Origin of the sequence: Salinihabitans flavidus (assembly GCF_900110425.1) — a bacterium.
GTDB classification, from domain to species: Bacteria; Pseudomonadota; Alphaproteobacteria; order Rhodobacterales; family Rhodobacteraceae; genus Salinihabitans; species Salinihabitans flavidus.
The window spans coordinates 38,094-59,671 of record NZ_FODS01000009.1 but is presented as its reverse complement, the minus strand read 5'-3'; the positions used below and the strand labels follow the sequence as shown (position 1 = coordinate 59,671).

Here is a 21,578-nt window from a genome sequence, read left to right as displayed (position 1 = left end):
GCCTTGCCCTGCGCGCCGCGCCGGTCTACACCCGCGCGCAACCGCAATCGCGACATGCAGAGGCCAAGAGATGATCCCACGCTATTCCCGTCCCGACATGGTGGCCATCTGGAGCCCCGAGACGAAATTCCGCATCTGGTACGAGATCGAGGCCCACGCCTGCGACGCGCAGGCCGATCTCGGCGTGATTCCGCGCGCCAATGCCGACGCCGTCTGGAAGGCGAAGGACGTGGACTTCGATGTCGCTCGCATCGACGAGATCGAGGCCGTGACCAAGCATGACGTGATCGCCTTTCTCACCCACCTGGCCGAACATGTCGGCAGCGACGCGGCGCGCTTTGTCCATCAGGGGATGACAAGCTCGGACGTGCTCGACACCTGTTTCAACGTGCAACTGACCCGCGCCGCCGACCTGCTGATCGCCGATCTGGAGGGGCTGCTCGCCGCGCTGAAGCGCCGCGCGCTTGAGCACAAGGACACGGTGCGCATCGGCCGCAGCCACGGCATCCACGCCGAGCCCACGACCATGGGCCTGACCTTCGCGCGCTTTTACGCAGAGATGGACCGGAACCTGAGCCGGATGCGCGACGCGCGCTCCGAGATCGCCACAGGCGCCATTTCCGGCGCGGTCGGCACCTTCGCCAATATCGACCCGGCGGTGGAGGAACACGTCTGCGACAAGCTCGGCCTCGTGCCCGAGCCGATCTCCACGCAGGTGATCCCGCGCGACCGGCACGCCGCGTTTTTCGCCACGCTGGGCGTTGTCGCCTCCTCGATCGAGAATGTCGCGACAGAAATCCGCCACATGCAGCGCACCGAGGTACTGGAGGCCGAGGAATTCTTCTCCAAGGGGCAGAAGGGAAGCTCGGCGATGCCGCACAAGCGCAACCCGGTGCTGACCGAGAATCTCACCGGGCTGGCGCGGCTGGTGCGCGGCATGGTGATCCCGGCGCTGGAGAATGTCGCCCTGTGGCATGAGCGCGACATCTCCCACAGTTCGGTGGAGCGCAACATCGGCCCCGATGCGACCATCACGCTCGATTTCGCGCTGTCGCGGCTGACCGGGGTGATCGACAACCTCGTGATCTATCCCGAAACCATGCTCAATAACCTGCACAAGTTCAAAGGGCTGGTGATGTCGCAGCGCGTTCTTCTGGCGCTGACGCAGGCCGGGGTGAGCCGCGAGGACGCCTATGCCCTCGTGCAGCGCAACGCGATGAAGGTCTGGGAAGAGGGTCGCGATTTCCGCGAGGAGCTGCTGGCCGATCCGGAGGTGACCGCCGTGCTGTCGCCCGAAGAGATCGAGGAGAAATTCGATCTGGGCTATCACACCAAGCATGTGGACACGATCTTCGCCCGCGTCTTCGGAGAGTAGGCCGCGAGGCTTTGTGATTTTGGCGCGCGGCGCGTTTGTGCTATCCTTTCCTTGCGTAACAGTCTGGGAGAGTATGATGAAACTGCGCGTTATCATGGCGAGTCTGGCCCTGCTGGCCGCCCCGACCCTTGCCGCCGCCGGGTGCAGCTGGCACCAGAATCAGGCGATGAGCTGCGCCGAGGGCATGGTGCTGGATGAAGAGACCGGCGTGTGCGTGAAGCAGGCCACAAGCTGATTCCGACACCCGGTCGAAGGGGGGCGGGTCGCGCGCTTTAAGGGCGCGGGCCGATGGTGATCCGGCCTGCCATGCGTAGAGCCGCGCAGCGCCCGGCCGCCGGGCGGCGCGTGCCGCGCCTAGATTCCGCGCATTGGGGTCAGCCTCTACGTTCCCTCAAAGGCAACACCGGACCCACGCGGCACCGGGCCTGTGTTTGACCATTGGTTTTGAGGTTTTCTTCACCCTTGGGTGATTATCTGGTTCAAACCTGACCGGAGCCCTTGGGATGAGCGATATGTCACCGCTGGCGCAATTGCCGCCGCCCGCGCCCGCCCGTCTGAGCCGCAGACAGAAGGCGGCCATCATCGTGCGCTTTCTTCTCAATGAAGGGGCCGATGTGGCCCTGACCGAACTGCCCGACGAATTGCAGGGGGTGCTGACGCAGCAGATGGGCGCGATGCGCTATGTCGACCGCGACACGCTCACGGCCGTTGTCATGGAATTCGCCGCGGAGCTGGAGGGTATCGGCCTGTCCTTTCCGCGCGGCATCGCCGGGGCGCTCAACGCACTGGAGGGGCGGATCAGCCCGATGACCGCCGCCCGCCTGCGCAAGGAGGCGGGGGTGCGGCAGGCCGGCGATCCGTGGCAGCGGATCCGGGCGCTTCCGGTCAAGCAGATTCTGCCGATGATCGAGGGTGAAAGCACCGAAGTGGCCGCCGTCATCCTGTCGATGCTCGACGTGACCCGCGCGGCGGAGCTTCTGGGCGCGCTGCCGGGAGAGCAGGCCCGCCGCATCACTTATGCGATCTCGCTCACCGGGTCGGTCACGCCCGAGGCGGTGGACCGGATCGGCCTGTCGCTGGCGATGCAGCTTGACGACCGCGCGCCCCGCGCCTTCGACGCAGAGCCGGTGGAACGGGTGGGGGAAATCCTGAACTATTCGCAGTCGATGACGCGCGACGATGTGCTCACCGGGCTGGATGAAACCGACGCGGAGTTTGCAAGCCGCGTGCGCCGGGCCATCTTCACCTATGAGCATATTCCCGAGCGGATCGACCCGCGTGACGTGCCCCGGATCGTGCGCGAGGTGGATCAGGCCACGCTGATCAATGCGCTGGCCGCCGCGCGGGAGGGCGACGCCGGGGACGCCACGAATTTCATCCTCTCCAACATGTCTACCCGCATGGCCGACCAGTTGCGCGAGGACATGCAGGACGCGGGCCAGATCGCCACGAAAGACGGCGAGGCGGCGATGAGCGCCATCATCGCCGCCGTGCGCGCCCTTGAGGCGGCGGGAGAGATCAAGTTGCTCCGCCGCGAGGAGGAGGAGGAGCCGACCTAGAGCGTTCTGGCCTTGTCGCGCAATTCGAACTTCTGGATCTTGCCGGTCGATGTCTTGGGCAATTCCCCGAACACCACATGTTTGGGGGCCTTGAATCCCGCCAGCGTCTCGCGTGAAAAGCCGATGATCTCGGCCTCGTCGACCGCGGCACCGGATTTCAATTCGACGAAGGCGCAGGGCACCTCGCCCCATTTCTCATCCGGTTTGGCGACCACGGCGGCAAGATTGACCGCCGGGTGATCCATGAGCACGCCCTCCACCTCCACCGAGGAGATATTCTCGCCGCCCGAAATGATGATGTCCTTGGCCCGATCCGCGATGCGCACATAGGTATCGGGGAACTGCACCGCGATGTCGCCGGTGTGGAAATAGCCGCCCCGGAATGCCTCTGCGGTGGCGTCCGGGTTCTTGAGATAGCCCTTCATCACCCCGTTGCCGCGCATCATGATCTCGCCCTGCGTCTCGCCGTCCATCGGGATTTGCCCCATGTGCTCATCCATCACGGTGATATGCTCCATGAAGGGCATGGCCACCCCCTGCCGCGCCTTGATCGCGGCCCGCTCCGGCCCTTTCAGATGATCCCACTCGGCGCGCCATGTGCATTCGGTGGCCGGCCCGTAGACCTCTGTCAGCCCGTAAACCTGCGTGACGTTGAAGCCCATCGGCTCGATCTTCGCGAGCGTGGCGCGGGCGGGGGGCGCGCCTGCGGTGAACACCTCCACCACATGATCGAAGGCGCGGCGCTCTGTTTCCGGCGCGTTCACCAGCGCGTTGAGCACGATGGGCGCCCCGCCGAAATGCGTGACCCCCTCATCGGCGATGGCATCGAAGATCGCGGGCGCGGTGATGTCGCGGCAACAGACAAGCGTGCCGCCAAGCATCGGCATCATCCATGTGTGGCACCAGCCGTTGCAGTGAAACAGCGGCACGATGGTGAGGTAGACCGGATGCAGCACCATCCGCCACGAAATCACCTGTCCCATCGCGTTGAGATAGGCGCCGCGGTGGTGATACACCACGCCTTTGGGCCGCCCCGTCGTGCCCGAGGTGTAGTTGAGCGCGATACTCTCCCACTCGTCCTCGGGCATGATCCAATCGAAATCCGGGTCTGCGGCGGCGAGAAAATCCTCGTATGTCATGTGCCTGCCGGAGGCGACGATCCCCGCCTGCGGGTCCGGCACCTCGATCAGCACCGGCGCGGGCCCCGCCATCGCCGCCAGCGCCGTCTCGGCCAGATCGAGGAACTGGCTGTCGACCAGAAGCACGCGGGCCTGCCCGTGATCGAGGATATAGGTCACGGTGCCGGGATCGAGCCGGGTGTTGATCGCGTTGAGCACCGCGCCGCAGGCGGGCACGCCGAAATGCGCCTCGGCCTGCGCGGGGATGTTGGGCAGGATCGTGGACACCACATCCCCCGGCGCCACCCCCGCCGCCGCCAGCGCAGAGGCCAGCCGGGTGCAGCGGTCGGTATACTCGGTATAGCTCTTGCGGTGCGCCCCGTGGATCACCGCCGGATGATCGGGAAACACCTGCGCCGCGCGCGCCAGCCCCGAAAGCGGTGTCAGCGGCACGTAATTGGCCGCGCATCTGTCCAGTCCGGTCTCATCCTGCATCCAGCCCATCGCATCCTCCCTTCCGTTACGTCTTGCCCGATTGTTTGTAAGGCAGCCGGGGCAGGATGCTAAACACAATTTTTCCACGGCCCGCCGGGCAGGGTTTTCCCCCCCCCGGCGGGCGGGGTAGCCTGCGCCGCATGATCATCTCGCATGGCCGCCGGTATATCTTTGTCCATATCCCCAAGACGGGGGGCACGGCGCTGGCGCTGGCGCTGGAGGGACGGGCGATGCGCGATGACGTGATGCTCGGCGACACCCCCAAGGCGCGCAACCGCAGGCGGCGGCTGAAGGGGGTCGCGGCGGCCGGCCGGCTTTGGAAGCATTCGACGCTGGCCGACATCGACGGGCTGGTCAGCCGCGCGCAGGTGGTGGAGTATTTCACCTTCACGCTGGTGCGAAACCCGTGGGACCGGATGGTGAGCTATTATCACTGGCTGCGCGAGCAGAGCTTCGATCACCCGGCAGTGCACCTGTCGCAAGCCGTTGATTTCACGGATTTCATTTCACACCCGTCAACCGCCGCGTCCTTTCGCGCCATGCCCTATGGCCGCTACATGCGCGATGCCGGCGGACAGGAACGCTGCGACGCTTTCATCCGGCTGGAACACATCGAACAGGACGCGGCCCCGCTCTGGGCGCATCTGGGATTTGCGCTGCCGCTGCCGGTGGTCAACAGATCCGCGCGCGCCGCCGATTACCGGCGCTATTATACCGATGGGGCCGCCGAACGACTCGCGGATATCTGCGCCACGGATATCGTGCGCTTCGGATACAGCTTCGATCCGAATAGGCGCGAATCCTGATCTCAGAGCCAAATTGTTTCGAAAAAGTTAATCCTGCCGCAAAATTTCCTTGGTTCCGGCGCAAGTCTTCCCAAGACAGAACCCCTAATGGTTGTGTAACCCGCAAACGCAACAATGCCTTGGGTAGAGAGATGTTTGGACACAAAGAAGAGCCGCAGCTTCGGCAACGTATCGCCCCGGTTCCGCCGGGGCTGGGATGCGGTCTGATCGAGGGCACGCAAGTGGCCACGGAAGGCGGCTGGATCGCCGCCGAGACCCTGCGCCTGGGCGACCGGGTTCTGACCTTCGATGGCGGGCTGCAAGAGGTGCTCGCCGTTGTCCACGAAGAGCTGTGGTGCACCATCGGCCCCTGTCCCGAGGCCTGTTGGCCGCTTCTGGTGCCCGCGGGGAATATCGGAAACCGCAATGAAATCCTTGTTTTGCCGCATCAGGGCGTGCTGATCGAGACCGACCGCGCGCGCGACAGGTGGGGCGATCCTTTCGCGGTGGTGCCCGGCGCGGCACTGGCGGCCCTGCCCGGGGTGGAGCGGCTGGAACCCTATGGCGTTGTCGAGGTGGTCAAGCCGGTCTTCGCCGAGGACCAGATGATCTTCGCCGATCATGGCGCGCTGCTCTTCTGTCAGAGCTACTGGGGCGTGGATGTGGGGCTCGTGCCGCGGGTCGGTGTGCCCGGGAACTACAACATGCTGCCGCTGGATGCGGGGCTGAAACTCGTGCGCGAGACGGGCGCGCTCTATCACGAAATCGCCCGCCCTGTCGCTGCCTGATCCGGCGCCGGCGCAAGAATCGAGTGACGGCGACCTCGATGAGGGGGTCAGCGCGGCCCCGGTGCGGACATTTCAGACCGGCCCGCGCCGCCACGCGGCCCACTCCTCGGGCGTGTCCAGATCGGTCAGCGCGTGCCGGCCCGGCAGGGCGAACGTCTTGAGCGTTCCGCCATGGGCGCGCAGCACATCGCGCGCGCCGCGATCGCCGGAGAGCCCGCGCAGCGCGGGAAACAGGGTGCGGGGAAAGATCACCGGATGGCCGGGCGTGCCATCGGCCCCCGTGGCGCGCCACGGCCGGTCCGGCTCTCCCGACCATGCCGCCGCCAGCGTGGCAAGATCGTCGCCCGTCAGTTCGGGCATGTCGGCGGGCAGGATCATCGCCGCCGCGCAGCCGCCGGGCAGGGCGGCGATGCCGGCGCGGATCGAATGGCCCATGCCCTCCGCCGCATCGGGCACGAAGACCGGGGTGACGCCCAGCCCCGCCAGCGCCGCCGCGCGTGGATGATCCGGACCGGGCAGGGCGACAAGAACACGATGGGACACCGCGCGGGCCCGCTCTGCCATGACGGCCAGAAGCGGGCGCCCCGCCACCACCTGCAAGAGCTTGTCCGCGCCGCGCATCCGCGACGACGCGCCGGCGGCGAGGATCACGATGGCGAGATCATCCTGCATGGCGGCCCCTTGCTGTTGCGCCCCGTCCCGTTCTGCCCCGCGCGGCACCTCCGCGAAAGGGTCAATCCTCCGCAAGCTCGGTTTTGATGACGTTCTCGCGCTCCAATGTCTGATGCACCGGGCATTTGTCGGCAATCTCCAGAAGGCGCTCGCGCTGGTCGGCGTCGAGATCGCCCTCCAGCCGGATCACCCGGTGAAAGGCGTCGACCTTGGAACCGCTTTTGCCGCCCGCGTCCTGCGCATGGACCTTGTCGTGGCTGACATCGACGCGCACATGGGCCAGCGGCCAGCCCTTGCGCCGCGCATACATGCGGATCGTCATGGAGGTGCAGGCCCCCAGGCCCGCCGACAGGAACCCGTAGGGCGACATGCCCCGGTTGGTCCCGCCATGGGCCTCCGGCTCATCGGCCAACACATGGTGTTCCGGGCCGGACTGGATGTCCTGAAGAAATCCGTCCGCGTCCGCCTCACTCACCCGGACGATCCCTTCGGGGGCGCCGCGCGGCGGGGCGGGGGGCGTGAGGTCGAGATAGCGCCGCGCCCATGCGGAAATGACCTCGGCGGCATATTCGGCGTCACTGGCGTCCGAGATCAGGTGATCGGCGTCGTCGAGGGTGACAAAGCTCTTGGGGTGTTTCGCGGCCACGAAGATTTCGCGCGCGTTGTCGATCCCGACAATCTCGTCGCGAGGGGCGTGCATGACCAGAAGCGCACGGTTCAGCCCGGCGATCGCGGGGGCGAGTTTCGCGGCGGCCACGTCCCGGACGAACGCCTGCCCGATGCGCACCGGCCGTCCGCCCAGATCGACCTCGGCCGACCCCTCCTGCTCGATCCGGTCGAGCGCGCCGCCGAAATTGCGGGTGACATGGTCCGGATCGAACGGAGCGGAGAGCGTCACCACCGCCCGCGCGGAGGGAATCTGCCCGGCGGCCCGCAGCACCGCCGCGCCGCCGAGACTGTGCCCGATGAGCAGGTCCGGCGCCATGCCGCGATCCTTCAGCGCCCCGGCCGCCGCAACCAGATCGTCGACGTTGGTGGTGAAGGTGGTATTGGCGAACTCGCCCTCCGAGTGGCCCAGCCCGGTGAAATCGAAGCGCAGCACCGCAAGACCCATCGCCGCGAGCCGCCCGGAGATGCGGCGCGCGGCGTGAATGTCCTTGGAACAGGTGAAGCAATGGGCAAAGAGGGCGGTGGCCAGATGCGGCCCCTCGGGCATGTCGAGCCGCGCGGCCAGCTCGCTGCCGTCATGGCCGGGGAAGGTGAAGCGTTCGGTTGTCATGCGGGTCTCCGTCGATAGCCTTTGCGCCCAGCATGGCGCGCCCGGCCCCATGCGCAACCCGCATCGCGCCCCGTCACGCGATGGTGACGTTGCATGCCCTCCTGCGAAAGGCGCGCCTCGCGGCGCACAGGATGGTTTGCGCTCGGGCCGCGCAGGCCCCGGGGCTCTGCCCCGGACCCCGAGGTATTTGACCCGAAAAGATGCTGCGGGAAACCTGCCCTTTCTCTGTTCCCAAAATACTCGAAAATGCAACGCGCGCCGCGTTCACAGTGGCCCGAGACGGCGCGGGGCGGTTTTCGCCACCGACGCGATACCGACGTTTTACCGACGTGATACCGAAACGGGTTTTTCCGAGATTTCAGGGCGTTAACCCTGATTCGATGTTTGGGGCGGCGGGGCGTCATTTTTTGAATGTCTTTGCCGCGCAGGTCGGCTAATCAAGGGGGATGACCGAGATCCTGCAAACCCGCATTCCCCATGATGTTCTCAGCCCCCGCCCGCTTCCGGGGATCGCGCCCCTGGCGATGGCGGACTGGCTGGATATCGACGAGGCCTATGCCGGGCAGATGGGCGCGCGGCGGCGCCTTCTGAGGGAGGCGCGCGGCACGGTTCTGGCCTGCGAGGAGGGCGCGCTTGCGGCGGCGCGAGAGGTGCTCGATCTGGTGCTGGAACAGCTTGAGGGCCGGGCGGGATTCCGGCGCGACGGCACGGTGATGCATTGCCCCGACGGGGCGGAGGTGACGCTCGATCGCGACGATCCGCTGGCCACGCTGGGGCGGATCGTGCAGGAGGATTTCTGCATTCTTCACAAGCGCGGAACCGAGCATGTGCTGACGGCCGCGGTGCTGTGCTTTCCGGCAAGCTGGTCGCTGGCCGAGAAGTTTCAACGGCCCCTGATCGGCATTCACAGGACCGTGGAGAGTTATGACGATGGCCTGGCGAAGCGGGTCCAGCGGCTCTTCGACGGGGTGAAGCCGGGCCGTCCGCTGTGGCGGTTCAACGCGCTCTGGTATCAGGATCCGGCGCTGCATCAGCCCCGGACAGAGGATGATCCGCGTCGCGATGTGTCAGAGCATGACGGCCCCTACATGCGCTCGGAGCGGCAGTGCATCCTTCGCCTGCCGCAGAGCCGCGCGGTGGTCTTTTCGATCCACACCTATCTTTTGCGGCGCGAGGCTCTGGGCCGATAAGGTGTTGGTGGTTCGACATTTTCCTCGCGCCACGCACCGGGCGCCAGCGGGCCGAGGGCCCATGGGCCGACCGACAGCCGGACAAGGCGCAGCGTGGGATGGCCCACGGCGGCGGTCATGCGCCGGACCTGGCGGTTGCGTCCTTCGGTGATGGTCAACTCAAGCCAGCAGTCGGGCACGGATTTACGAAAGCGCACCGGCGGATCGCGCGGCCAGAGCCAGTCGGGCGATGGGACGAGGCGCGCCCTTGCGCGGCGGGTCGGGCCATCCTTCAGCGTCACACCATCGCGGAGCGCGGCCAAGGCGGCGTCATCGGGCACCCCCTCGATCTGCGCAAGATAGGTCTTCGGCATCTTGTGACGGGGGTTGGAAATGCGGGCCTGAAGCGCCCCGTCATCGGTGAGCAGCAACAGCCCCTCGCTGTCGCGGTCCAGACGCCCGGCGGGATAGACGCCGGGCAGCGCGATGTAGTCGGAGAGCACCTCGCGCTTGCGTGCCGCGCTGCCGGTATCGGTGAATTGCGACAGCACACCAAAGGGTTTGTTGAATACGATCAGCCGGGCCATACTTCGCATTAAACCGGCCGAACCGAAAAGGCGAGAGGGGCGGGATGCGGCGAAGAGGAGTTGCGGAATGTCGCATTTCGGCGTCCCGCGGATCCCGCGCGATGCGATGGTTCCATCATCCGGGCCCAGGTGGAAAGGCAAGGCTTTGACGCGACTGAACGAATTGCCCGATTGGGGATATCTGCTCCGCGAGATGTATGAGCTCTATCGTTTTCTGCCCTCGGGCGGCAGCCTGCCGATCCGCGCCCATCAACGCCGTGTGCGCGAGGATATCAACAAGCTGTTGAAGGCAAACGCTGATTTGCGCCCGATCGAGGCGGCGGCAAAGCCGGTGACGGCGCATCTGCGCCGCGCGCTGGACGAAGGGTTGTCGAGTCCCAACGTCCGGATGGTGCGCGCGCTGGAGGCGGTCTGCGGCACGCTGAGCTGGCAATACGGTTATGACAAGATCCCGCGCGGGCTCGAGCGCAGTTTCGCCTTTGCGGAGATCGTCGCGCCGGGCGGGCCGGTTATCAGCGAAACCGTGATCCTCGGGCTGGTGCTGTTCGCGCCCGGCTGCACCTATCCGGCGCATGCGCATGACGGAATCACCGAAAGCTATATCACGCTGTCGGGCGCGGTGTCGGAAAACAACCAGGGCGTTTATGCGCCCGGATCTTTGATCTTCAACCCACCGGGGCACCGGCATCGGATCACCGTGTCCGACCGCGAGCCGTCGCTTCTTCTCTATGCCTGGACGGGGCCATCCGAAAAGCTGGCCAACCAGAAGATGATATTCTCCAGAGGGCCGCGCAAGACGGGCGGCGGCGCGGCAGGCTGAGCCCGCCGGCCGCAAGGGGGGCAAAGTCAGGCCGCAACCGCGTATTTCGAAAGTCGAAATCGACATCGGTGTGGGTTGCGTGGTTGGCGCAATTGGAAATGGGTCACCGCAAATGCGAGATGCCGGACCTTTCGGCCCGGCATCGGTATGCGCAACGGTCAAGTGGGCGCTGCCAGGTCAGCAGCTGTAGTACATGCCGAATTCGACCGGGTGCGGCGTGTGTTCGTAGAGCTCGACCTCTTCCATCTTCAGGCCGATGTAGCCGTCGATCTGGTCCTTGGTGAACACGTCGCCCTGCAACAGGAACTCGTGATCGGCGGCCAGCGCGTCGAGCGCCTCGCGCAGCGAGCCGCAGACCGTCGGGATGCCTTCGAGCTCTTCGGCGGGCAGGTCGTAGAGGTTCTTGTCCATCGCCTCGCCCGGGTCGATCTTGTTGCGGATGCCGTCAAGTCCGGCCATCAGCAGCGCGGCGAAGCACAGGTAGGGGTTCGCCGACGGATCGGGGAAGCGGGCCTCCACGCGCTTGGCCTTGGGGCTTTCGGTCCACGGGATCCGCACGCAGCCCGAACGGTTGCGGGCCGAATAGGCGCGCAAGACAGGCGCCTCGAAGCCGGGGATCAGCCGCTTGTAGGAGTTGGTGGAGGGGTTGGTGAACGCGTTGAGCGTCTTGGCGTGCTTGAGGATGCCGCCGATGAAATTCAGCGCTTCCTGGCTCAGGTCGGCGTATTTGTCGCCGGCAAAGAGCGGCTTGCCATCTTTCCAGATCGACATGTTGACATGCATGCCGGTGCCGTTGTCGCCGTAGATCGGCTTGGGCATGAAGGTCGCCGATTTGCCATAGGACTGCGCCACGTTGTGGATGACGTACTTGTATTTCTGAAGCTCGTCGGCCTGTTTGGTCAGGCTGTCGAAGATCAGGCCAAGCTCATGCTGGCAGGAGGCGACCTCATGGTGGTGCTTGTCCACCTTCATGCCGAGCCGCTTCATCGTCGAGAGCATCTCGGACCGGATGTCCTGCCCGTCGTCGATCGGGTTCACCGGGAAATAGCCGCCCTTGACGCCCGGGCGATGACCCATGTTGCCCATTTCGTATTCGGTGTCCGTGTTCCAGGAGGCGTCCAGCGCGTCGACCTCGTAGGAGACCTTGTTGATCGTGTTGGAAAACCGCACATCGTCGAAGAGGAAGAACTCCGCCTCGGGTCCGAAAAACGCCTGATCGCCGATGCCGGAGGATTTCAGATAGGCCTCGGCCTTCTCGGCGGTGCCGCGCGGGTCGCGCTCATAGGGTTCGCCGGTGTCGGGTTCAACCACGGAGCAATGCAGGCAAAGCGTTTTCTCGGCATAGAACGGATCGATATAGGCGCTGTCGAGGGCGGGCATCAGCTTCATGTCGGAGGCCTCGATGGATTTCCAGCCCTGGATCGACGAGCCGTCGAACATGAAGCCTTCATCAAGGAAATCCTCATCGACCTGATCGGCCATGACGGTGACGTGCTGCAACTTGCCGCGCGGGTCGGTGAAGCGGATGTCGACGTAGTCGATATCTTCTTCGCTGATCATCTTGAGAACGGAGTCAACGTTCATTCTCTGTATCCTTTTCGTTGGAAACTGTCGTGATTAGAGCGCGTCCGGGCCGGATTCCCCGGTGCGGATACGGATGGCTTGTTCAACGGGGCTGACGAAGATCTTGCCGTCACCGATCTTCTCGGTCTTGGCCGCGTCGATGATGGCTTCGATGGCGGCATCGACCTGATCGTCGTCAAGAACGACCTCGATCTTCACCTTGGGCAGGAAATCCACCACGTATTCGGCGCCGCGATACAGTTCGGTATGGCCTTTTTGACGACCAAAGCCCTTGACCTCGATGACGCTCAGGCCCTGCACGCCGACGTCTTGCAGCGCTTCTTTCACCTCGTCGAGCTTGAAGGGCTTGATGATTGCTTCGACTTTTTTCATGTCACGGGGCCTCCTCGCCAGTCTTGCAGCACGCTCAGACCACTTTCGCGGCACGCTCTCAAATGGTTAAGCTTGCGACAGGGGCGCGCGTGACGGGAAATCAGGTGAATGCACAATAATCGTGCAAGATGCCTGCAAATTGTGCTGAATTGTAACGCGGAAGGCAGGAAAATGACCGAATTGCTCACGGCTGCTCAGATGCGCGCCATTGAGAGAGCAGCCATCGAGTCGGGAACGGTGACAGGGCTTGACCTGATGGAGCGCGCCGGGCGCGGCGTGGTGGAGGCGATCTTCAGGCAATGGCCGGATCTCGCGCGCGCCCCGCACCGGGCGCTCGTGCTGTGCGGGCCGGGCAACAACGGCGGCGACGGTTTCGTGATCGCACGGCTTCTGACGGAGTGGTGCTGGGAGGTGGAGGTTGCCCTTTTCGGCGATCCGGCCAAGCTGCCGCCCGACGCGAAGACAAACTATCGGCGTTGGCGGACGATGGGTGAGGTTGAAGATTATGGCGCGCTGACCGAAGAAGAGCGAGATTGCGATGTGATCGTGGACGCCCTTTTCGGCACCGGCATGACCCGCCCGTTCAAGGCTGCACGGCCACAGGAGAAAACCGCCGCCCCGTCAACGCGGTGCGTGGCGGTCGATCTGCCCACGGGGATTCACACGGATACAGGGGCGACAATGGCCACGCCCTTTGTTGCCGATCTCACCGTGACCTTTCATCGCCCGAAGCTCGGGCATTACCTTACCGACGGGCCGGCATGGTGTGGCACGGTTGCCATCGCAGATATCGGCCTTGGGCCATGGATGAAGGATTCGGGCGATATGGTGCGGCTGGCATGCCCCGCACCAACCGGCAAGAGGGCGGCTGCGCATAAATTCACGCATGGTCACGCCTTGATCCTCTCGGGCGGGGCGGGGCGAACGGGCGCGGCACGGCTGGCGGCACGCGGCGCCTTGCGCATCGGGGCGGGGTTGGTGACGATCGGAGTGCCGGGGTCGGCTCAGCAGGAGGTTGCCGCACAGGTGACCGCCGTGATGCTGCGGCGGGCTGGCACACCTGAGGAGACGGCAGAGGTGCTGCGGGACGCGCGATTGAATGCTGTTTGCCTTGGGCCGGGGCTGGGCGTGGAGCGGGCGCGGGCAATGGTCGAGACGGTTCTGGAAAGCGGTGGGTTGGCCAGCCACCCGAGACGGGGCGTTGTGCTGGACGCCGATGCGCTAACGGCGTTTGCAGAAGAGCCGGAGGCGCTGTTCAAGCGGTTGCATGACGGCTGCGTTCTGACCCCGCATGGAGGCGAATTCCGGCGACTTTTTCCGGATTTAGCCGAGGCACTCGCACCATCGGCCGAGACAGGGCCCGCCATCTCCAAGGTGGAGGCGGCGCGTGCCGCCGCGTTGCGGGCGGGCTGTGTTGTGCTGTTCAAGGGCGCAGACACGGTAATTGCGGCTCCGGACGGGACTTGCCATGTCCATGCGGCCCACTACGACCGCGCCGTGCCCTGGCTTGCCACGGCGGGGGCGGGTGACGTGCTGGCCGGGTTCATTGTCGGTCTGCTGGCGCGCGGGTTCGATCCGTTGCAGGCAGCGGAGACGGCGGCGTGGTTACATGTGGAGTGCGCGCGCCGTTTCGGCCCTGGCCTGATCGCCGAGGATCTTCCTGAAACACTGCCGTCGGTGCTGCGCGATTCCGGGATCTGAACCCGGCGATTTTCCCCTCGCCTCCCTGCCGGAGCTTTGCTAAGAACCGCCGGACATGCGGGTGTGGCGGAATTGGTAGACGCACCAGATTTAGGTTCTGGCGCCGCAAGGCGTGGGGGTTCAAGTCCCTCCACCCGCACCAACAGATCCCTCTGAAAGTCGAGAAGATGTCTTGCGAGATCGGGCGTCGGACCAGAACCGACCGGGCACGACGGTTCTCTACACAGGATTTAGCTGCCGCATCATATCTGTGATTTGAGCCAGTCTCGAAACGCGCGGAGCGGGGGGTAGTCGTCCTGCGTTTCGGGCCAAACGAGAGCATAGGTGCCAAGGCTGGTCATGGTGCTCCCCGGCAGGGTGACGACCGTGCCCCGCGCCAGGGCCCCTTCGGCGAGGAAACGGGGCATTAGCGCCACGCCAAGCCCGGCCTCCGCCGCCTTGAGCATTGCCTCGAACTGATCGAAATGCATGCCCGAGCGTGGATCGGGCGCATCGACGTCATGTTGAGCGAACCAGCGCGCCCAGCCCTTTGGTCGGGTTTCAAGATGCAGCAACGGCATTTCGGCCAAATCGTTAGGGCGAAGGCCCTCGTGCGCGAGGGTCGGAGACAGGACTGGCTGCACCTCCTCCTCCATCAAGGGCAGGGTCCGGGTGCCGAGCCAGCGTCCCGCATCGATGCCGGTGCCAAAGGAGATCGCGGCGTGAAATCGTTCGCCGGAAAAGTCGAATGGGGCCATGCGCGTGGAGAGATTGACCGTGACGCCGGGATGGCGGGCGAGGAAGTCCGGCAGTCGCGGTGCGAGCCAGTGGGTGCCGATCGCGGGAAGGATGGCAAGATTCAGCGCGCCCCCGTCCGGGTTGGAGTGAAGCTGCACCGTGGCGTTGGCAATCCGCGAGAGGGCGGCACGCACCTGCTCGGCGTAGGCCCGTCCCGCCGTTGTTGGCAAAAGGCGCTTGCGGTCGCGCGTGAACAGGGCTGTTCCGACCTGATCCTCCAGCTTGGCGATCTGCCGCGAGACCGCGCTTTGCGTCAGGTCAAGCTCTGTCGCCGCCCCTGTGACCGAGCCGAGACGGGCAACGGATTCGAAGGCCATCAACCACGATAGCGGGGGCAGGAAACGGCGGGGTAGAGACATAGTTCATTCCATTACGTCATGTTGTCTTGCCGCATTATCGTTGGATTCCCGACGAAAGCTAGGAGATAAGGGGAGCAAGTGAACCGCGGTCAGCACGAATTGACATGATCGCGGCGCAACGGCAGCATAAAAGGATCTAACCATGACGCTGAAAGCCAAGGACAAGCCCAACCTGGAAAGTTTCGACTGGGAAGATCCGTTCCGGCTCGACTCCCAGTTGACGGAGGATGAGCGGATGATCCGCGATTCCGCGCGCGCCTATGCGCAGGACAAGCTGATGCCGCGCGTGTCGGCGGCCTTCGAGAACGAGGAAACAGATCCCGAGATCTTTCGCGAGATGGGAGAGATGGGCCTTCTGGGCACGACAATTCCCGAATCGCATGGCGGGCTTGGCGCGGGCTATGTGTCCTACGGTCTGGTTGCGCGCGAGGTGGAACGGGTCGACTCGGGCTATCGCTCCATGATGTCGGTGCAATCGAGCCTCGTGATGTATCCGATCCATGCCTATGGCACCGATGCGCAGCGCGACAGATACCTGCCGAAACTGGCCAGTGGTGAATGGATCGGTTGTTTCGGACTGACGGAACCGGACGCCGGGTCTGATCCGGCTGGGATGAAGACGACGGCAAAGAAGACCGACGGCGGCTATGTTCTCAACGGGTCCAAGACGTGGATCAGCAACGCACCCATCGCGGATGTCTTCGTTGTCTGGGCCAAGTCCGATGCGCATGGCGGCAAGATCCGCGGTTTCATTCTGGAAAAGGGCATGAAAGGGCTGAGCGCGCCGAAGATCGAGGGCAAGATGAGCCTGCGCGCATCCATCACCGGCGAGATTGTCATGGACAATGTCGAAGTGGACGAAGAGGCGCTTCTTCCGAATGTCGAGGGACTCAAGGGGCCATTCGGCTGCCTGAACCGCGCGCGCTATGGCATCGCATGGGGCGCGATGGGCGCGGCGGAGTTCTGCTGGCATGCGGCGCGGCAGTATGGGCTGGATCGCAAGCAATTCAACAAGCCCTTGGCGCAGACACAACTTTTCCAGCTCAAGCTGGCGAACATGCAGACCGAGATCGCGCTTGGTCTTCAGGCAGCGTTGCGGGTTGGGCGGCTGATGGATGAGGCCAACGCCGCGCCCGAGATGATTTCGATTATCAAACGAAACAACTGCGGCAAGGCGCTTGATATTTCGCGGATGGCACGAGACATGCACGGCGGCAACGGCATCAGCCTTGAATACCACGTCATCCGGCATCTGGTGAATCTGGAGACCGTGAACACCTACGAGGGCACCCATGACGTGCATTCGCTGATCCTGGGCCGGGCGCAGACCGGGTTGCAGGCGTTTTTCTGAAACCATGAAGCATGGAGGAGGGGCGGCGGGTGCGCGCCCCTCTTGCCAAGCCCATGCAAAGGGCTTACCAGACTTGGCGCCGGGTCGTTAGCTCAGTCGGTAGAGCGCTTCGTTTACACCGAAGATGTCGGGAGTTCGAGTCTCTCACGACCCACCATCCTATCCCATTGAAATCACATAAAACCCTTGCACACAAAGGCTTTTGGCCGTTCTGTGGTTACAGTTTTGGTTACAAAGGGATCATCGGCATGGCAGGCAAGATCAGGAACATGGTGAATCGCAACGGGCGCTACCACGCCCGGCTGGTGGTGCCGAAAGACCTGCGCAGAATCGTCGGCAAGACCGAGCTGCGCAGCCCGCTGGGTGGCGACTACCGGCAGGCGCTCAAGTTGCTACCCGGTGCGGTTGCTCAGCTTCAACACCAGATCGCCGTTGCCGAGCAAAAGGCCGGGGCAGGGGGCGTTCAATCTGGCCCGGCCCGCTATCCCCTCGCACCTGACCAGATCGCCGTGAGCCATTACATGCAGCGGCTGGCGTTCGATGATGAGCTGCGCAACGATGCGCGCTGGCCGTCCATCGGCATTGATGATCTTCTGGTGCAGCGGCTGCGCGCGGCGATAGCCGGTCAAGCCGATGATGCGGAGCTGGCCCATCTGGCAGGGGCGCAAATCGAGCGTTTCCGCGCCTCTGGCAATCTCAATGCAGCACCGGGTAGCGATGAATGGCGGGGGATCGCCCGTGCCCTTTGCAGCGCAGAGCTAGAGGCGCTGGAACGAGTCGCAGAGCGCGACGAAGGGGATTTCACCGGCACACCTAGCGCCCCGATCATCAAGAACGCGCAACCCCCAGAAGACACCCCCGCGCCGGTCAGTATCAAGCGCCTGTGGACCGAGTATGTTGAGATGCGAATGCAGTCAGGTTCGATGCGCGACGGTGGTAAGCGACAGGGGGTAGCGGTGGAAGGTCTGCGCAAATTTGTGAAACATGACGACGCCGCACGGCTGACCAAAAAGGATATCATGGCGTGGCGCGACCAACTCAGAGGTTCTCTATCTCCGAAAACGATAAGCGATGTTCACCTATCCACAGTGCGATCTTTGCTGAATTGGGCGGTCGAGAATGACAAGCTGCCCGAGAACGTTGCGGAGAAGGTCCGGCAACCCAAGCCGCGCCGCCAACACAGCCGCGAGCAAGGCTTCACAGAAGCCGAGGCGATCAAGATTCTCAAAGTCGCCACGACCTACGAACCAAACGCGGACGTCAACGGATACATCCGTGAGAAATCGCATCTTATCGCGGCAAAGCGATGGGTGCCGATTATCTGCGCATTTTGCGGCGCGCGCCCTTCTGAAATCACACAATTGCGGAAAGAGGATGTGCGAGAGGTAGATGGTCAGTGGATCATCCGCATTACCCCGGACGCCGGGACCATTAAGGCAGGTGATTATCGCGACGTGCCGCTGCATGAGCAAATCGTCAGTCTCGGATTTCCCGAATTCGTGAAAGCGGCAAAGCCCGGCCCCCTTTTTCATGGCGGCACCATCCCGGCGAAATATGCAGATAAGGCAAAGCGTATATCGAACCAGATTGGCACTTGGCTACAGGAACGCGAGCTAATCCCGGATGGCGTTCGACCTAACTATGGTTGGCGTCACCGGTTCAAGAGTCAGACCATCGAGCTTGGGATTTCACCGCGCGTCTATGACGCGATACAGGGCCACGCGGCGAAATCCGCATCTGATGGTTACGGCGACGTGTCTTTGAAAGCCAAGGCCGACGCGATTGGGCGGTTGCCTGCTTATCCTCTGAAATAGAGATCTGCGGGACACCGCATCACAGGGAATATGTTTGAGAATAACATTTCTGATCGCCCGAACGTCTATGTGGTTCGAGCTTAGACCCTCGTGAGTGGCACTAACAGCTACTGGAAGCACAAAACGCACAAACGAACCTGGCGCGCATCTGCCAGTTGTGTCCTCGATGCGACTCGGACCGGGTGGATCGACCTTGACAGGGTGGTTCACACGAATTCCGACTGGTCCGACTGGTCCGACTGGTCCGACTGGTCGGACTGGTCCGACTGGTCCGACGCGCCTATAGTCGTTGCATTAGTTCCAACCTTCGGGGCATGCGTTGCAGTGATGCCTCGATCCTCGATCGCCACTTCGGTCCTCTCGAAAGCGCATCCTCATAGGCATCGCGCAGCTCATCCGGTCGGTCATGAGCAAGCACATCGATCAGGAAGGCCGCCTGGCGCCGGTCCTTTTCGGATTTGAGAGCGTCATCACCAGGACGGCGGCGATCTGCAACGATCAGCTTGTGGATGGCGTAACGCTCAGGCTGCGGAATTTGCACCAACACGCCGCTCCGATAGGTGACAGCAGCCTTGATCGGCTCTGCAATCAGGTAGTTCAGATGGTGCAGTCCTTGCGCATCTACACCAAGAGCAGGCAGTTCGCGAAGGCTCTCTTCGTCACCGAAGGACGGCGTAAGAAACTCGATCAATGTATCACCGCGCGTCTGTTTCCAGCGCCAGGAGTGACCGGCCTTCAGGCTCGGCTGTGCCGTGAAATCGAAGTCCCTGAACACATCCTCTAGAGGCGGAGAGGCGGCATCCTCCAGCGCCAGGGACAGTCGGGAAAAGCTGGCGATGTCGATATCATCTGTATGGGCAGTCATGTCCATGTTGAAGCGAATGCCCAACTCGCCCTCATAAAGACGGAAGGCGTGCGTGCCGACGATCGTGCCCCCGAGACGAAATACCCCAGACGCGGCCATCGCAGATAAGAGGCTGCCCGTTGCCGCGTCGAGGCCGAGGAAGCCTTCGGCACGAAGCAATCTTACGAGCCGTGTGCGGCTCCGGCGACGCTCTTCCTGTTGGGCTTTCAGAGTCTTGTGTCTTTCCAGTCGACCGCGAAGCTCGGTGCTGTCTTCTCCGATGTAGCGCTTCTTGACGTCCGATCCTATGCGATAGGTGTCATACCAGTAGGTCTTGCCGTTGCGTTCCACGCGTGTCGGTGTGCCACGGATATCCGAGGCAGCATCGTCTTGAAGCGATCTCAGCAGGTCATGATAGGCGGCATGCGCGGTGGAGGAATGACGCTCGAACATCTCAGATACCATTCTGCTCAACGAATTCTGGATTTGTTGAGCATGGCTGATGCTCAACAAAAAGTAAAGATGTTGAACATCACATCTCCCCGCCAAACATCCCCAATCACTGCATCGCTATAGAAATATGAGCAGCACATGACGTGCAGCGTCACATCTGAGAGGAAAAGCGATGACCAAGAAACCGCATGCCGACACCGGATTGGCAAAATATCTCGAACGCCGGGTGCTTGAGTTGAAATCCAAGAAAAGCCAGGCAGAGATCGCCGCCCAGGCCGGATATGTGAACCAGAACATGATCACGATGATTAAGCAGGGCAGCACCAAGGCGGCGCTTGATCGCATCCCCGCCTTGGCGCGCGCTCTGGAGTGTGATCCGGCCTACCTGATGCGCCTCGCATTGGAACAGGCCATTGGCCGCACGGGAGCGGAAGCCGTGATCAACGTGTTTGGCGAGCCTGTCACTACGAACGAGCGTGGCTGGCTGCAGGAGATCCGCGAGGTATCCGACAACACCGATCCGCGGCTGACCAGCAGGTCCCAGGCGGCGATCAGGGCCATCTTCGGGAGGTAGCGCATCATGATAGATCAGAAAAACGAACTGACGCCCAATGAGCGCGCCTGGCTGCGCTTCTTGCGCGACATCAGCAATGATCGCGATCCGATGCCGACCCTGCGCCGTGTGCAGCTTCTGCGGCGTGTTTGTGCACCCAGACGGACTTAGCAGGGTCAAGGCGTAGGCTACCGGCGAGGAATGGTGCGATCGTCGTCCCTCGCCGGATCCCGAGGGGGTTGCCTAAAGTTGATGTGATAAAGGCAGCCGGGGTTTTACAGCATTTTGTCGTGGTTAGACGCGGACAGACGCATCGGCCACCCAATTTGGTAAAATCTATCCCTTCGCGCGCCGCTCGTTCCCGCACGGCGGGTGGGATCCTTTATGCGATAAGAACAGCATCGAGCCTACCCTGCGAAAAGTCGTCCCGTTATCCGGTCGGTCCCGACCTCGAGAAGATCGGCGATGATCTTCACCAGCACCTCGCGGGCCAGGGCGATCACGAAGGCGTCGAACAGCTGGCTGAAGCCGCTGCCGCTGCGCGCCCAGGGAACCGGGGCCTGCCCGGTCTTGCCGCACTGGCTGCAGGCGACGCGGGGAACGCAGGCATAGATGAAGGCATTGTGCACGAAGAAACGCAGATGTTCCCAGCTGCGCTATCGCGTGTCGTGAACCGGCTGGTCGGTCACGCCGCAGGACGGACAGGCAAACCGGCTTCCCGCCTTGAAACGGACCTCGAAGTGGACCTCCTTGGCCGAGGCATCAAAGCGCACATCGGCAATGCTCCAGGGCCCCTGGCTCCTGAAGGCCAGAAGCCATCGTGAAAAGGCTCGTCTCCAGCTCCATTCCGCCCTCCATCGCTCAGAACGGCCGAAGGCTACTCAAAACCGCGTGCCGTCCGAAGCCACCGGGAAATTTGAAGAGCCCAGGCTACTACCCGACCAGCATGAGAGGATCGGAGATTTGGCTTTCGGGGGGGGGGACGACGATCAGGCCATTCCTCGTCGAATCCCTAGTGGTGGCGAGAGGGTTGCCGAGGGTTGACAGAGGTTTACCCGAGCGAAAAGGTTGGAAACCTTCTTGGGGGCAGAAGTCCCCAAGAAGGGCCTCTTTATCCGGCAAA

The 21,578-nt window shown here is 63.4% G+C and carries 21 protein-coding genes and 2 tRNA genes; 14 read left to right on the top strand and 9 right to left on the bottom strand.

Annotated elements, in window-relative coordinates; all coding sequences use genetic code 11:
• The first annotated feature begins 70 nt into the window (after window positions 1-70).
• From purB to BMW66_RS09355, 3 genes are all read left to right on the top strand, one after another.
• On the top strand, window positions 71-1,375 hold the full coding sequence (purB, locus tag BMW66_RS09360; RefSeq protein ID WP_093117772.1) for an adenylosuccinate lyase: 1,305 nt from the start codon (window positions 71-73) through the stop codon (window positions 1,373-1,375).
• A gap of 76 nt (window positions 1,376-1,451) precedes the next feature.
• Complete coding sequence (locus tag BMW66_RS20315) at window positions 1,452-1,610, top strand: hypothetical protein (RefSeq protein ID WP_175483203.1); 159 nt, start codon at window positions 1,452-1,454, stop codon at window positions 1,608-1,610.
• A gap of 268 nt (window positions 1,611-1,878) precedes the next feature.
• Window positions 1,879-2,934: a flagellar motor switch protein FliG gene (locus BMW66_RS09355; RefSeq protein ID WP_093117770.1), complete on the top strand. Its 1,056-nt coding sequence runs from the start codon at window positions 1,879-1,881 to the stop codon at window positions 2,932-2,934.
• Here BMW66_RS09355 and BMW66_RS09350 read toward each other — a convergent pair.
• A complete protein-coding gene (locus tag BMW66_RS09350) occupies window positions 2,931-4,556 on the bottom strand; it encodes an AMP-binding protein (RefSeq protein WP_093117768.1) in 1,626 nt (541 codons plus the stop codon). The genes BMW66_RS09355 and BMW66_RS09350 overlap by 4 nt on opposite strands.
• Window positions 4,557-4,687: 131 nt before the next feature.
• Between BMW66_RS09350 and BMW66_RS09345 the strand changes: the two genes are divergently transcribed.
• Together BMW66_RS09345 and BMW66_RS09340 are read left to right on the top strand one after the other, a co-directional pair.
• The gene (locus BMW66_RS09345) at window positions 4,688-5,353 is read left to right on the top strand and encodes a sulfotransferase family 2 domain-containing protein (RefSeq protein WP_093117766.1); all 666 of its coding nucleotides are present in this window, start codon (window positions 4,688-4,690) and stop codon (window positions 5,351-5,353) included.
• 131 nt (window positions 5,354-5,484) lie between these two features.
• Window positions 5,485-6,120: a Hint domain-containing protein gene (locus BMW66_RS09340; RefSeq protein ID WP_093117764.1), complete on the top strand. Its 636-nt coding sequence runs from the start codon at window positions 5,485-5,487 to the stop codon at window positions 6,118-6,120.
• A 72-nt stretch (window positions 6,121-6,192) separates the two neighbouring features.
• On the opposite strand, the gene BMW66_RS09335 is transcribed toward BMW66_RS09340, so the two are convergent.
• The gene (locus BMW66_RS09335) at window positions 6,193-6,792 is read right to left on the bottom strand and encodes a nucleotidyltransferase family protein (RefSeq protein WP_093117762.1); all 600 of its coding nucleotides are present in this window, start codon (window positions 6,790-6,792) and stop codon (window positions 6,193-6,195) included.
• Between the two features lie 61 nt (window positions 6,793-6,853).
• Entirely contained in the window at window positions 6,854-8,071 is a 1,218-nt protein-coding gene (locus BMW66_RS09330; protein ID WP_093117760.1) for a bifunctional alpha/beta hydrolase/OsmC family protein, read from the bottom strand.
• Between the two features lie 446 nt (window positions 8,072-8,517).
• Between BMW66_RS09330 and BMW66_RS09325 the strand changes: the two genes are divergently transcribed.
• Window positions 8,518-9,261 (top strand): heme-dependent oxidative N-demethylase family protein, encoded by a 744-nt coding sequence (locus BMW66_RS09325; RefSeq protein ID WP_093117758.1) that lies wholly within the window; start codon window positions 8,518-8,520, stop codon window positions 9,259-9,261.
• On the opposite strand, the gene BMW66_RS09320 is transcribed toward BMW66_RS09325, so the two are convergent.
• Window positions 9,228-9,827 carry a pseudouridine synthase gene (locus BMW66_RS09320; RefSeq protein ID WP_093117756.1) on the bottom strand — a complete coding sequence of 200 codons (600 nt, stop codon included), beginning with the start codon at window positions 9,825-9,827 and terminating at the stop codon, window positions 9,228-9,230. The two genes, BMW66_RS09325 and BMW66_RS09320, sit on opposite strands and share 34 nt — an antisense overlap.
• A gap of 145 nt (window positions 9,828-9,972) precedes the next feature.
• Here BMW66_RS09320 and BMW66_RS09315 point away from each other — a divergent pair, with 145 nt between their 5' ends.
• The gene (locus BMW66_RS09315; protein WP_425441318.1) at window positions 9,973-10,647 is read left to right on the top strand and encodes a dimethylsulfonioproprionate lyase family protein; all 675 of its coding nucleotides are present in this window, start codon (window positions 9,973-9,975) and stop codon (window positions 10,645-10,647) included.
• Window positions 10,648-10,824: 177 nt separating this feature from the next.
• Here the strand turns inward: BMW66_RS09315 and glnA are convergent, their stop codons facing one another.
• Window positions 10,825-12,231 carry a type I glutamate--ammonia ligase gene (glnA, locus tag BMW66_RS09310; RefSeq protein ID WP_093117754.1) on the bottom strand — a complete coding sequence of 469 codons (1,407 nt, stop codon included), beginning with the start codon at window positions 12,229-12,231 and terminating at the stop codon, window positions 10,825-10,827.
• Between the two features lie 33 nt (window positions 12,232-12,264).
• Window positions 12,265-12,603, bottom strand: a complete 339-nt coding sequence (locus tag BMW66_RS09305) for a P-II family nitrogen regulator (RefSeq protein ID WP_093117752.1) — start codon at window positions 12,601-12,603, stop codon at window positions 12,265-12,267.
• Window positions 12,604-12,774: 171 nt separating this feature from the next.
• On the opposite strand from BMW66_RS09305, the gene BMW66_RS09300 reads away from it, so the two are divergent.
• Together BMW66_RS09300 and BMW66_RS09295 are read left to right on the top strand one after the other, a co-directional pair.
• Window positions 12,775-14,304, top strand: a complete 1,530-nt coding sequence (locus tag BMW66_RS09300; protein WP_093117750.1) for an NAD(P)H-hydrate dehydratase — start codon at window positions 12,775-12,777, stop codon at window positions 14,302-14,304.
• A gap of 57 nt (window positions 14,305-14,361) precedes the next feature.
• Window positions 14,362-14,446, top strand: a tRNA-Leu gene (locus tag BMW66_RS09295).
• Between the two features lie 100 nt (window positions 14,447-14,546).
• Here the strand turns inward: BMW66_RS09295 and BMW66_RS09290 are convergent.
• Complete coding sequence (locus BMW66_RS09290; RefSeq protein WP_093117748.1) at window positions 14,547-15,440, bottom strand: LysR family transcriptional regulator; 894 nt, start codon at window positions 15,438-15,440, stop codon at window positions 14,547-14,549.
• Between the two features lie 142 nt (window positions 15,441-15,582).
• On the opposite strand from BMW66_RS09290, the gene BMW66_RS09285 reads away from it, so the two are divergent.
• The 3 genes from BMW66_RS09285 to BMW66_RS09275 all read left to right on the top strand — a co-directional run bounded on the left by BMW66_RS09285 (window position 15,583) and on the right by BMW66_RS09275 (window position 18,605).
• Window positions 15,583-16,791, top strand: coding sequence for an acyl-CoA dehydrogenase (locus BMW66_RS09285; protein WP_093117746.1), 1,209 nt, complete (start codon window positions 15,583-15,585; stop codon window positions 16,789-16,791).
• A gap of 81 nt (window positions 16,792-16,872) precedes the next feature.
• Window positions 16,873-16,948, top strand: a tRNA-Val gene (locus BMW66_RS09280).
• A 91-nt stretch (window positions 16,949-17,039) separates the two neighbouring features.
• Window positions 17,040-18,605 (top strand): DUF6538 domain-containing protein, encoded by a 1,566-nt coding sequence (locus BMW66_RS09275; protein WP_245729420.1) that lies wholly within the window; start codon window positions 17,040-17,042, stop codon window positions 18,603-18,605.
• A 280-nt stretch (window positions 18,606-18,885) separates the two neighbouring features.
• On the opposite strand, the gene BMW66_RS09270 is transcribed toward BMW66_RS09275, so the two are convergent.
• Window positions 18,886-19,902 carry a nucleotidyltransferase family protein gene (locus BMW66_RS09270; RefSeq protein WP_093117744.1) on the bottom strand — a complete coding sequence of 339 codons (1,017 nt, stop codon included), beginning with the start codon at window positions 19,900-19,902 and terminating at the stop codon, window positions 18,886-18,888.
• Between the two features lie 172 nt (window positions 19,903-20,074).
• Between BMW66_RS09270 and BMW66_RS09265 the strand changes: the two genes are divergently transcribed.
• Both BMW66_RS09265 and BMW66_RS20310 read left to right on the top strand, forming a co-directional pair.
• Window positions 20,075-20,476, top strand: coding sequence for a helix-turn-helix domain-containing protein (locus BMW66_RS09265; RefSeq protein ID WP_093117742.1), 402 nt, complete (start codon window positions 20,075-20,077; stop codon window positions 20,474-20,476).
• Between the two features lie 6 nt (window positions 20,477-20,482).
• Window positions 20,483-20,626 carry a hypothetical protein gene (locus tag BMW66_RS20310; RefSeq protein ID WP_175483199.1) on the top strand — a complete coding sequence of 48 codons (144 nt, stop codon included), beginning with the start codon at window positions 20,483-20,485 and terminating at the stop codon, window positions 20,624-20,626.
• 236 nt (window positions 20,627-20,862) lie between these two features.
• On the opposite strand, the gene BMW66_RS20585 is transcribed toward BMW66_RS20310, so the two are convergent.
• The gene (locus BMW66_RS20585; protein WP_093117740.1) at window positions 20,863-21,084 is read right to left on the bottom strand and encodes a helix-turn-helix domain-containing protein; all 222 of its coding nucleotides are present in this window, start codon (window positions 21,082-21,084) and stop codon (window positions 20,863-20,865) included.
• Window positions 21,085-21,578: the final 494 nt, after the last annotated feature.